The organism is Rathayibacter sp. AY1H3 (assembly GCF_002932015.1).
In genome coordinates, this window is record NZ_PSUU01000017.1 from 15,890 (window position 1) to 27,342 (window position 11,453).

The window sequence follows — 11,453 nt, forward strand, 5'->3', positions numbered from 1 at the left end:
CACGGTCCCGCGCGCTCGGCGGTTACTATCGGGTGTCGCTCCTGCGGGAGCGGCCGGGAGGGCTGTCCGAGCGGCCGATGGAGCCAGTCTTGAAAACTGGTGGGCGGAAACGTCTCGTGGGTTCGAATCCCACGCCCTCCGCCACGCCGTCCGCCGCGGAGTCCCGTTCTTCGCGTCGCTTCCCGCCGGCGCCGTCCGACGCCCGTCCTGGCGCGCGACGACGGAGGCCTGCCCGCTCTCCTTCGGAACGCGCCAGCCCTCTGTATAGGATTGCGCGACGCCCGGGACCGACGCCCGGCCCTCACCTCCGCACCACTGACGCCTCGACACCGGGAGACGGATGCGCCGCACGGGCCCTTCGACACAGACTCGCGACACTCCGCGCACGCCGCGCCCCTTCGTGCGGCACGGCCGCCAGAAGCGGCACACCCTCGCGCGGACCCTGGTGAAGGGAGCCGCCCTCGTGGGCGGTGTCGGTGTGGTCGCCTCGGTGTCGGTGGTCGCGATCGCGGCGACGCTGATCGTCCAGTCCGTGCAGCCCTCGGTCGACCTGCACCCGGGCGCGGCCGGCTCCAGCGTCGAGGCAGGAGGCGCCCCGGAGATCGGCGCACTGGAGGGCGGCTTCAACGTCCTCGTCGTCGGCAGCGACTCGCGGAAGGGCCAGGGCGACGCCTACGGCGACCCCGACGAGGAGACGAGCGTCCTCAACGACGTCAACATGCTGATGCACGTCTCGGACGACCACAGCAACGCGACGGTCGTGAGCTTCCCCCGCGACATGTACGTCGACATCCCGGAGTGCGTGAACGCCGCCACGGGTGAGACGATCCCCGCCCGGTACGACACCAAGATCAACGAGGCGATGGGCAGCGACGTCAGCCTCGGCTGCGTGGCGGGGGTCGTCGAGGACCTCATGGGCGTCCGGGTCGACTACGGCGCGGTCGTGCAGTTCAACGGCGTGATCGAGATGTCGAACGCGGTCGGCGGAGTCGACGTCTGCGTCGCGACCGAGATCGCGGACCCCTACACGAACACCTACCTCGAGCCGGGCGTGCACTCGCTCGAGGGCATGGCGGCGCTGCAGTTCCTCCGCAGCCGCCACGGCATCGGCGACGGCAGCGACCTGACCCGCATCAGCAACCAGCAGGTCTTCCTCTCGGCGCTCGTGCGCCGGATCAAGAGCGCGGACACCCTCCTCAACCCGGTCGCGCTCTACGGTCTCGCGAAGGCGGCGCTCGGCAACATGACGCTCTCGACCGGTCTCGACAACGTGAACACGATGGTCCAGATGGGACTCGCGCTGAAGGACGTCGACCTCGCGGACGTCGTCTTCGCGCAGTACCCGACCGGGGCGACTCCGAGCGGAGTGGAGCCGGACCGCGCCGCGGGCGACGTCCTGGCGAGCGCCCTGCAGACCGATCAGCCGATCGCCATCACCGGCGGCACGGGCGCCGGCGCGACCGTGGAGGGCGAGGCGGCGGCCCCGGCCGACACCGCCGCTCCGTCGGGCCCGGCGACCGCGGATCCGCTGGCGACGGCCGAGGCGGCACCGGGCACTCCTGCACCCGGCACTCCTGCAGCGACTCCCGAGGACGGATCCAAGGTTGCCCTGCCAGAATCGGTCACCGGCCAGAGCGCCGACCAGCAGACCTGCTCGGTCGGCTTCTTCGGCTGAGCCGAGGGCGGGCGGCACCACGGGTGCTCTCCACCTCGCGCGCTGACTCCGGGACGACACGCGTCCCGCAGCCGAGAGAGAGTACGACCCGATGAGCGAACGCGCGTCCACCCGGACCACAGCAGCACGGCACGGCCGCCTGCGCCGCCCGAGCGGCGTGCGCTTCGCCGCGCGGATCCTCGCAGCCTGCGTGGGCGTCGGCGTGCTCAGCGCGGTCTGCATCGTGGCGATCGCCGCCTCGCTGATCGCCGGGAGCGCGCGTCCGTCCGTCGACCTAGGGATCGACTCGGGCGGAGGCGACGTGCCCGAGATCGGGGCGATCGAGGGCGGCGTCAACATCCTGCTCGCCGGCAGCGACAGCGCCGACGGATCGGCCGCCGGGGCCTACGGCGAGCGTGCCGAGAACCTCAACGACGTCACGATGCTCATGCACATCTCGGCCGACCACTCGACCGTGGAGGTCGTCAGCTTCCCCCGCGACCTCTACGTCCCGATCCCCTCCTGCACCGACCCGGCCACCGGCGCCGTCTCGGACGCGGTGGACTCGGCGAAGATCAACACCTCGCTCGAGGCCGGCGGGCTGGCGTGCACCGTGCAGACGGTCGAGCAGCTGACCGGGCTCGAGATCCCCTACGCGGCGCTCATCCAGTTCGAGGGCGTCATCGAGATGTCGAACGCGGTCGGCGGAGTGGACGTCTGCGTCGCCACCCCGATCCAGGACGAGTACACGGGGCTGAACCTCGACGCGGGCACGCACACGCTCGTCGGCGCCGAGGCGCTGGCGTTCCTCCGCACCCGGCACGGCGTCGGCGACGGCAGCGACCTCACCCGCATCTCGAGCCAGCAGGTGTACCTCTCATCGCTGGTGCGCAAGGTGAAGAGCGCGTCGACGCTCTCGAACCCGGTGAACCTCTACGGCCTCGCGAAGGCGGCCGTCTCGAACATGCAGCTCTCCACCTCGCTCGAGAACGTGAACACCCTCGTGTCGATCGGCCTCGCGGTGAAGGACGTCGACCTCGCGAACGTGGTCTTCGTGCAGTACCCGACCTTCATCGACGGCAACGGCGTGTACCCCAGCGAGGACGCGGCGGCGGCGCTGAACGCGGCGCTCCTCGCCGACCAGCCGATCGCGCTGAGCGGCACCACCGGCGGCGGCTCGCAGTCGACGGGGGAGGAGCCCGGGGCGACCAATGCTCCGGCGGCCACGGAGTCGCCGGCCACCGACGCCCCCGCGACCGACGCCCCCGCGACGAGCGCACCCGACGGGCCGGTCACCCTCCCGAGCGACGTCTCCGGGCAGACGGCGCAGCAGGAGACCTGCACGATCGGCCGGCCCCTGTCGGACCAGTAGGCGGCTTCCCGCCTTCCCGCGGAGGGGCGGGCGCCCGTGTCGCGAGGCCCTCGCGCGTGCGGTTATGATGGTCGTCGTGCGTCCGCCAGTGGGCGCTCAGGAGTCGTCGCATAGTCCGGTCGAGTGCACCACCCTGCTAAGGTGGAGAACCCTTTATTGGGTTCCGTGGGTTCAAATCCCACCGACTCCGCATCGTCCGAAGGCCCCGCTCAGGCGGGGCCTTCGTCGTTCCCGGCGGTGCCTGTGCCTGCCGCAGTACCGGCGTCTCCCGGCGGTGCCGGTGTCTCCGCAGTGCCGGGGTCTCGCGGTGCCGGAGCCTTCCGGCCGGCGCTCCGCCGGTCGCGCGCGGCGACGGCGGCCGATGCGACCTGGCGCCCCGGCCGCCCGGGATCCGCCGCCGATCCGCCGGGCGGGTGCGCTCCCGGAGCGGCTACCCTGATCGGATGCCCAGCCCGATCCTCGACGCCCTGTCCGCTCCTCCCGCGCGGAGGGACGTCGCCTCGATCCGGGGTGCTCTCGCCGAGGTCGCGATCGGCGACTCGGTGCGCGTCCTCGTCCGCTCCCCGCGCTACGGCCTCTACGGGATCGAGGGGGTCGTCCGGCAGGCCGTCGGCGGCGAGCTCGTCGTCGCGGACGTCTTCCTCGGCACGGGGACCGAGATCCAGAGCATCGCCCTGGCTCCGGACGCTGACGAGGTCGGCGGGGAGCGCTCGGCCGAGGGACTCGAGCACGGGGATACGGTGCGCGTGGCGTTCTCGACTCCGGCGCTCGGGTCGTTCACGATCACGGGCCCGCTGACGGCCGGCGGCCGCGACGGGTTCCTCCTCGTCGGCAGCTGGATCGTCGCGGACGGCGGCGAGCCCGGCCGCCACGTCGACCGCATCGAGCGCCTGACGGACGTCGGCGTCCACGAGAAGCACGTCCCCGGGCGCCGCTCCGCGGTCGAGGAGTAGCCCCTCAGCTCTGGCAGTGCGGGCACCAGTAGGTGACCCGCAGCTGCAGCTCGTCGTCGCCGAGCTCACCGCGCTCGATCGGAGTTCCGCAGCGCCGACACGGCTTGCGGTCGCGGCCGTAGACCCAGAGCTGCTGGCCCGGGCGCAGGTTGCCGGTCGTCGTGCGCTCGATCCGCTCGCGGTTCACGGTGATGAGCCGCTTCGCGAGCGCGATGGTGCGCACGAGGTCGCCGCTCCCGCCGACCGGGCGCGTGGGCAGCACGCCGCGCAGGAAGCACAGCTCGGCGCGGTAGACGTTGCCGAGTCCGGCCATGATCCGCTGGTCGAGCAGCGCGAGCCCGATCGGCCGCTCCGGATCGGCGGACAGGCGTCGCAGCGCCTCGTGCGCGTCCCAGTCGGCGCCGAGCAGATCGGGGCCGAGATAGCCGACCACGTCCTCCTCGGCCGAGCGCGGGACGATCTCGAGGAGCCCGAGCTCGAAGCCGACCGCCTGCCAGTCCTCGGTCTCGAGGACGATCCGGGCCTGGAACGCCGGCCGGTGCCACTTCGGCCGCTCGCCCTCGCCGCGGGCGTAGAGGTGCCAGCTCCCCTCCATCTTGAGGTGGGAGTGGATCAGCGCGTCGCCGACCCGCATCAGCAGGTGCTTGCCGCGGGGGACGACCTCGTCGATCGTCTCGCCGGTGAGGTCGACCGTCGCGTACTTCGGCACGCGGACGTCGCATCGGGTCAGGACCTCGCCGTCCAGCGCCTCGGCGAGGTTGTGGGCGGATCGGTAGACGGTGTCACCCTCGGGCACGCGGGCTCCCTCCGGCGCTCACGAGCGCATCCTCAGGCCGCGCGGATTCGCGACGAAGCCGGCGGCGACGAGGGCGTCGCCGAAGGGCGTGCCGAGCGCGAAGACGCCGTCGATCTTCTCGACGGTCAGCTTCTCGACCCCGCGGGAGCGGACCAGCTGCGAGAGGGAGGCGGCCGCGTCGGCGAGGGCCGCCTCGTCGGCGGTGAAGGTGAGGGCGGTCTTGCCGCCGCGCTCGAGGTAGACCGCGAGCGCTCCGTCGACGACGGCGACCAGCGCGCCGGCCTTCCGACCGGGGCGGTGCCCCTCGCCCTGCGGCCACGGCAGAGCGGCGCCGAACGGATTGGCGGGGTCGGTCGCCGCCAGCGCGAGCACCGGGCGTGAGAGCTCCTGCGCCTCGTCCTGCGGGGCGAACGTGCGGAGCCGGTCGACGCTGCCGGCTGTGCCGAACTGCGCTGCTCCCAGCTTCTCGATGAAGTAGCCCCTCCGGGCGCGGCCCTGCTGCTCGAAGCCGCTCAGCACCTTGTAGGCGAGGGCGAAGCCGCCCAGGACGCCCTCGGCCTGCACGGAGCCGCGGGTGACGATCCCGTACCGCTCGAGCAGCGTCTCGCCGAGCGCGTGCCCGCGGATCGTCGCGTCCGACTCCGCGAGCGGCACGATCGACCAGCGGCCGCCGGCGGTCGGCGGCCCCACGCGGGTGGCCATCGTGGGGCGGGCGGTCATCCGGCCCCGGGGCGCGCGGGCGCGGGCGGGGGCGCGCGGCTGGCGGTGGGCGCCGCCGGTCGAGCCGACGAGGGTGCGCAGCGGCGCCAGGGTGTCGTTCGTGACGAGCCCGGCCCAGACCAGCTCCCACAGGGCCTCGACGAGGCCCGCGTCGTCGGTGGAGCCGACCGCGTCGGAGAGCTGGCGGAAGAAGTAGCCGCCGCCCGAGCCGAGCACGCCGACGATCTCCTGCTGGAGCTCGGTCAGGGTCACGGACTCGGCGGCGGGGACGGGGAGGGTCAGCCCTGCCGTGTCGGCGAGATGGAGGCTCACCCAGCCGTCGTTGCCGGGCAGGGTGCCCGCGCCGGCCCAGAGGACCTCGCCGGTCGCGGTGAGCTCGTCGAGCATCGCGGGGGAGTAGTCGCGCACCCGGGCGGGCAGGATCAGCGACTCCCAGGCGGACGCGGGGATGGGCGCGCCGGCCAGCTGGTCGATCACGGAGGCCACGCCGTCGATACCGCGGAGCGAGCCGCCGACGTGCTGCCAGGCGGGGAGGAAGCGGGCGTACGCGGCCGCGTCCACCGGCTCCACCTCCTTGCGGAGCGCGGCGAGAGAGCGGCTGCGCAGGCGGCGCAGCACCTCGGCATCGCACCACTCGGTCCCGGTGCCGGTGGGGCGGAACTCGCCCTCCGAGACGCGGCGCTCGCCCGCGAGGCGGCGCAGGGTGTCGGTGACGACCGCGACTCCGAGGCCCAGGCGGGTGGCGACGGCGGCGGCGGTGAAGGGGCCGTGGGTGCGCGCGTAGCGGGCGACGAGGTCGCCGAGCGGATCGCGGACCGGGTCGATGAAGGCGACGGGGACGCCGATCGGCAGGGGCACGCCGAGAGCGTCGCGGAGCCGGGAGGCGTCCTCCATCGCGGCGTACCGCTGCTCACCGCCGAGGCCCACGGGCAGGACGCGCTTGGCCTTCACGAGCGCGGCCACGTCGGCCTCGAGCACCGCGCGCTCGATCGCGGGCGCCTTCGCGACGTCCGCCGAGGCGACCGACTCGTCGACCAGGCGCTCCCCGAGCTCGTCGAGCGTCAGCGGGCCGAGCAGCCGGAGCAGGTCGGCGGCGCCCTCGAGCCCGCGGAGGCGGCGCTCGGGCTCGACGCGCTGCAGCTCGCGCTCGATCTGCGCGAGGACGGCCGGGTCGAGCAGCTCGCGCAGCTCCGCCCGGCCGAGCAGCTCGCCGAGGAGCGTCGCGTCGACCGAGAGCGCCGCCGCGCGGCGCTCGGCGAGCGGGCTGTCGCCCTCGTACATGAAGGCAGCGACGTAGCCGAAGAGCATGGACCGCGCGAACGGACTGGCGGTCGGCGTCTCGACCTCGAGGATCCGCAGCTCGCGCCCGTCCAGCCGTGCGGCGAGCCGGAGCAGGGCGGGCAGGTCGTAGACGTCCTGGAGGCACTCGCGGACGGTCTCGAGGATGATCGGGAAGGTCGGGTAGGTGCGGGCGACGTCGAGGAGCTGCGCCGCCCGCTGCCGCTGCTGCCAGAGCGGGGAGCGCTTGCCCGGGTTGTACCTCGGGAGCAGGAGCGCCCGCGCCGCGCACTCGCGGAACCGGGCGGCGAAGAGGGCGGAGCCGCCGACCTCGCTCGTGACCAGCTGCTCCAGCTCCTCGCGCTCGAACAGGAACAGCTCGGAGCCCGGCGGCTCCGACTCGGTGTCGGGGATCCGCACGACGATGCCGTCGTCCCCGGCCATCGCCGCTCCGTCGACGCCGTGCCGCTCGCGGACGCGGGCGCCGATGGCGAGCGCCCACGGCGAGTGCACCTGCATCCCGTACGGGGAGTGCAGCACCAGCCGCCAGTCGCCCAGCTCGTCGCGGAAGCGCTCGAGCACGAGGGTGCGGTCGTCCGGGATCTGCCCGGTGGCCAGGCGCTGCTCGTCGAGGAAGGAGAGGAGGTTGTTGGTCGCGTACTCGTCGAGCCCGGCCGCCGTGCAGCGCTCGCGCGCCGTCTCGGGGGCGGCGGCGCCCACCTCGCGGGTGAACGCCCCGATCGCCTCGCCGAGCTCGGCGGGGCGCCCCTGCGAGTCGCCCTTCCAGAACGGGAGGCGCCCGGGCTCGCCGAACGCCGGCGTCACGATCACGCGGTCGTAGGTGATCTCCTGGATGCGCCAGCTGGTGGCTCCGAGCGCGAAGACGTCGCCGACGCGGGACTCGTAGACCATCTCCTCGTCGAGCTCTCCGACGCGGTTGCCGGTCGAGCCCGGCTCGCCGACCATGAACACGCCGAAGAGCCCGCGGTCGGGGATGGTGCCGCCGCTGGTGACGGCGAGGCGCTGGGCGCCGGGCCGGCCGGTGAGCGTGTTCGCGTCGCGGTCCCAGACGAGGCGCGGCCGCAGCTCCGCGAACTGGTCGGAGGGGTAGCGGCCCGAGAGGAGGTCGAGGGTCGCCTCGTAGGCGGAGCGGGGCAGGGACACGAAGGGGGCGCTGCGGCGGACGGTGTCGAACCAGTCGTCCACGTCGAGGCTCTCGAGGGCGGTCGCGGCGACGGTCTGCTGCGCGAGGATGTCGAGCGGGTTCGCGGGGACGGCGATCGCCTCGATCAGGCCCGAGCGCATCCGCTCCGTCGTCACGGCGGAGTGGAGAAGGTCGGCCCGGTGCTTGGGGTAGAAGGACCCGCGCGAGACCTCGCCGACCTGGTGGCCGGCTCGACCCACGCGCTGCAGGGCGCTCGCGACCGAGGGCGGCGTCTCGACCTGGACGACGAGGTCGACGGCGCCCATGTCGATCCCCAGCTCGAGGCTCGAGGTCGCGACCACGCAGCGCAGGCGGCCGGACTTCAGGTCGTCCTCGATGATCGCGCGCTGCTCCTTGCTCACCGAGCCGTGGTGGGCGCGGGCGAGCAGCGGCTCCTCGTCGGGCGCGGACTGCCCGCTGCCGCTCGTGCCCCCGGCCGCTCCCATCGCCTCGGCCGGGGAGCGGCGGACGGAGGAGGAGGCCGCCTCGGCGAGCAGGGCCCCGACGGCGACGGGCTCGCCCGCCTCGCGCGCCCGCTCCGCGGCGAGCTCGCGGCGCTCGGCGTAGATCTCGTTGAGCCGGGCGGTCAGCCGCTCGGCGAGACGGCGGGAGTTCGCGAAGACGATGGAGGAGGTGTCCGCGAGGACCCGGTCGACGATCGACTCCTCGACGTGCGGCCAGATCGACCCGCTCTGCGGACCGGTGGCCCCCATCGTCGATCCGTCCTGCGGAGCCGCCGTCCCCAGCTCGGACATGTCCTCGACCGGGACGACGACGCTGAGGTCCCACTGCTTCTCGGACGCCGGAGCCACGATCGCGACCGGGGAGCGGCCGGCGAGGAACCGGGCCACCTCCTCGCGCGGGCGCACCGTCGCCGAGAGGCCGATGCGCTGCACCGGCTTCGGGAGCAGGGCGTCGAGCCGCTCGAGGGAGACGGCGAGGTGCGCCCCGCGCTTGGTCGACGCGACCGCGTGGACCTCGTCGACGATGACCGTCTCGACGCCGCGGAGCGACTCGCGCGCCGCCGAGGTGAGCATGAGGTAGAGCGACTCGGGGGTCGTGATCAGGATGTCCGGCGGCGTCTTCTGCAGCACGCGCCGCTCGGCGGCGGGCGTGTCTCCCGACCGCACCCCGACGGTGACCGTGGCCGGCGCGCTGCCGATGCCCTCGGCGCTCAGCCGCAGCGCCGTCTGGGTGACGCCGACGAGCGGCGAGCGGAGGTTGCGCTCGACGTCGACGCCGAGAGCCTTCAGCGGCGAGACGTAGAGCACGCGCGTGCGGTGCTGCGGATCCTCCGGCGGCGGGCCCTGCACGAGCCGGTCGATCGCCCAGAGGAAGGCCGAGAGCGTCTTGCCGGAGCCGGTGGGAGCGACCACGAGGGCGTGCGCTCCACTCGAGATGGCCGACCAGGCGCCCTCCTGGGCGGCGGTCGGCGCCGGGAACGCGCCCTCGAACCACGCGCGCGTGGCGGGGGAGAAGCGCTCGAGGACGTCCGGCATGCATCCATCCTCCCTGCCACCTCCGACATTGCCGGGGCCGCGGCCCGGGGGCGAGCCCTTGACGCGGGGGAGCCCGCCCGTCAGGCGAAGCCGAGACGCACGAACGTGCCGATGTCGGCGAGCTCGGCCTGCCCGACTCCGTGGGCGACGCCCTCGTAGACCCGGGCGTCGAGCGCCGTGTGCTCCGGGAACCAGGCCGCCGCGTCCCGCACGAGCTCCTCCGGGATCACCGTGTCGAGCGTCCCGCGGCCCCAGAACACCGGCGGACGCTCGCGGGCGAGCCGCTCGTCCGCGTCGTCGCCCTCGGCGAGCGGGACCACGAACCCGGACAGGGCGACCGCGAAGGCGAAGCGGCCAGGCGCGCGCCGCAGCAGCTGCACCGCCAGCGCGGCGCCCTGGGAGAAGCCCAGCAGCCCCACCGGGCCCGGGTGCTCCAGACCGTCGAGCCACTCGATCACACCGGCCGCCGCCGCCTCGACGGCCTCGGGATCGGCCCGCGGCTCGTCCGGCACCAGCGGCACCCGGAGGGGCCACCACGCGTTCGCCCCGCCGCCCAGGGCGAGAGGCGCCCGGAGGGACGCGAGGACCGGCTCCAGCGGCAGGTAGGCGCCGAGCGAGAACAGGTCCCCCTCGTGCGAGCCGTAGCCGTGCAGCAGCACCAGGAGGGGCCTGCCGACGCGGTCGCGCTCGGAGGAGGACCACAGCACCGCGTTCGCGTCGATTCCCATCGCACCATCATCCCCCTGAGTGCGGGATCGCCGCCGCCGGTCGGAACACCAGCCGCGAAGGGTGAGAATGGCTGCATGAGCGTGCGCACCCCTGACCCGAACTCCGGGTGGCTGTCCGACGACGAACTCGCCGAGATCCGCCGGCGGCTCCCGCTGCTGTACGTGGAGGCCGTGCCCGTCCGGGTCGACGGGCTCGGGCAGGTCACCGAGGTCGGCGTGCTCCTGCGCGCGACCCCCTCCGGCCAGATCACCCGCACGATCGTCTCGGGCCGCGTGATGTACGGCGAGACGCTGCGCGACGCGCTGTTCCGCCACCTCGAGAAGGATCTCGGCCCGATGGCCTTCCCCCTCCTCCCGGCGAGCCCGCTCCCCTTCCACGTCGCCGAGTACTTCCCGATGCCCGGCATGGGACCGTTCACCGACGACCGCCAGCACGCGGTCTCCCTCGCCTACGTCGTCCCCGTCACCGGCACCTGCGACCCCCGCCAGGACGCCCTCGAGCTCACCTGGATGACGCCCGACGAGGCCTGCTCCGACGCGATCTCCGCCGAGATGGAGGGCGGGCGGGGCGCGCTGATCCGCGCCGCGCTCGCTTCCGTCGGCCGCCTGTCCTAGCGTCGCGGATCGGCCGCGGCGCTCCCTTCTGCGCACCGATAGCGGCGCGCCGCGGTCGGCTCGCAAGGATGGCGGGCCGGCTGGAGTGTCGGGCGTCCGCCTGGACCGATCCGCCGGCACGCGACTCGGCCGTTCGGCTCGTGGATCCGGCGTTCACGGGACCTCTGTGACCGGGCGAGGAGAGGCGGCGCCCCTGCCCGACGACGGCGCAGCAGGGAATCGCCTGATCAGGACGCGGTGAGGACTTCCGGAGCTCCCTGCGCGGGACTCCGCTCGAAGAGGTGAAGCGTGAACGACGAAGGGCCGGGGCCCGCGACCAGTAGTCGCGGGCCCCGGCCCTTCGTGATGTCGGCGCCCTGATCAGGACGAGCGTTGACGTGCGATCACCGAACGCTCAGCCCCCGGACCAGCCGCTCCCCGCGAGGCGAACGGTCGATCCGCGTGCGAGCGGATCGGCCTAGCCGGTCGCGACACGCTCTGCGTATCGCAACCGTGCTTGAAGCCGACCGCGGTGCGCCGTTCCGCGGCTGCCAGCGAGGCGAACGGTCGATCCGCGTGTGAGCGGATCGGCCTAGCCGGTCGCGACACGCTCTGCGCGTCGCGATCGTGCTTGAAGCCGACCGCGGTGCGCCGC

The 11,453-nt window shown here is 73.8% G+C and carries 7 protein-coding genes and 2 tRNA genes; 6 read left to right on the forward strand and 3 right to left on the reverse strand.

The window, feature by feature from the left end:
- The first annotated feature begins 56 nt into the window (after positions 1–56).
- The 5 genes from C5C33_RS08325 (at position 57) to C5C33_RS08345 (ending at position 3,979) form a co-directional block, all read left to right on the forward strand.
- Positions 57–144 (forward strand) — tRNA-Ser (locus tag C5C33_RS08325).
- A gap of 256 nt (positions 145–400) precedes the next feature.
- The gene (locus tag C5C33_RS08330; RefSeq protein ID WP_258069207.1) at positions 401–1,675 is read left to right on the forward strand and encodes an LCP family protein; all 1,275 of its coding nucleotides are present in this window, start codon (positions 401–403) and stop codon (positions 1,673–1,675) included.
- 91 nt (positions 1,676–1,766) lie between these two features.
- Complete coding sequence (locus tag C5C33_RS08335; protein WP_104226775.1) at positions 1,767–3,026, forward strand: LCP family protein; 1,260 nt, start codon at positions 1,767–1,769, stop codon at positions 3,024–3,026.
- A 99-nt stretch (positions 3,027–3,125) separates the two neighbouring features.
- Positions 3,126–3,216, forward strand: a tRNA-Ser gene (locus C5C33_RS08340).
- A gap of 253 nt (positions 3,217–3,469) precedes the next feature.
- Positions 3,470–3,979 (forward strand): hypothetical protein, encoded by a 510-nt coding sequence (locus tag C5C33_RS08345; protein ID WP_104226774.1) that lies wholly within the window; start codon positions 3,470–3,472, stop codon positions 3,977–3,979.
- Positions 3,980–3,983: 4 nt separating this feature from the next.
- On the opposite strand, the gene C5C33_RS08350 is transcribed toward C5C33_RS08345, so the two are convergent.
- The 3 genes from C5C33_RS08350 to C5C33_RS08360 all read right to left on the reverse strand — a co-directional run bounded on the left by C5C33_RS08350 (position 3,984) and on the right by C5C33_RS08360 (position 10,204).
- Positions 3,984–4,775, reverse strand: coding sequence for a DNA-formamidopyrimidine glycosylase family protein (locus C5C33_RS08350; protein ID WP_104247584.1), 792 nt, complete (start codon positions 4,773–4,775; stop codon positions 3,984–3,986).
- Between the two features lie 18 nt (positions 4,776–4,793).
- A complete protein-coding gene (locus tag C5C33_RS08355; protein ID WP_104260903.1) occupies positions 4,794–9,476 on the reverse strand; it encodes an ATP-dependent helicase in 4,683 nt (1,560 codons plus the stop codon).
- A gap of 80 nt (positions 9,477–9,556) precedes the next feature.
- Positions 9,557–10,204, reverse strand: coding sequence for an alpha/beta hydrolase (locus C5C33_RS08360; RefSeq protein ID WP_104260904.1), 648 nt, complete (start codon positions 10,202–10,204; stop codon positions 9,557–9,559).
- 75 nt (positions 10,205–10,279) lie between these two features.
- On the opposite strand from C5C33_RS08360, the gene C5C33_RS08365 reads away from it, so the two are divergent.
- Positions 10,280–10,819, forward strand: coding sequence for an NUDIX hydrolase family protein (locus C5C33_RS08365; protein ID WP_104225113.1), 540 nt, complete (start codon positions 10,280–10,282; stop codon positions 10,817–10,819).
- Positions 10,820–11,453 lie beyond the last annotated feature (634 nt).

What these genes read in the sequence shown, in the direction of transcription:
- C5C33_RS08335 (WP_104226775.1), top strand. Translation starts at nt 1,767, where the DNA reads ATGAGCGAACGCGCGTCCACCCGGACCACAGCAGCACGGCACGGCCGC.
- C5C33_RS08345 (WP_104226774.1), top strand. Translation starts at nt 3,470, where the DNA reads ATGCCCAGCCCGATCCTCGACGCCCTGTCCGCTCCTCCCGCGCGGAGG.
- C5C33_RS08355 (WP_104260903.1), bottom strand. Translation starts at nt 9,476, where the DNA reads ATGCCGGACGTCCTCGAGCGCTTCTCCCCCGCCACGCGCGCGTGGTTC.
- C5C33_RS08360 (WP_104260904.1), bottom strand. Translation starts at nt 10,204, where the DNA reads ATGGGAATCGACGCGAACGCGGTGCTGTGGTCCTCCTCCGAGCGCGAC.
- C5C33_RS08365 (WP_104225113.1), top strand. Translation starts at nt 10,280, where the DNA reads ATGAGCGTGCGCACCCCTGACCCGAACTCCGGGTGGCTGTCCGACGAC.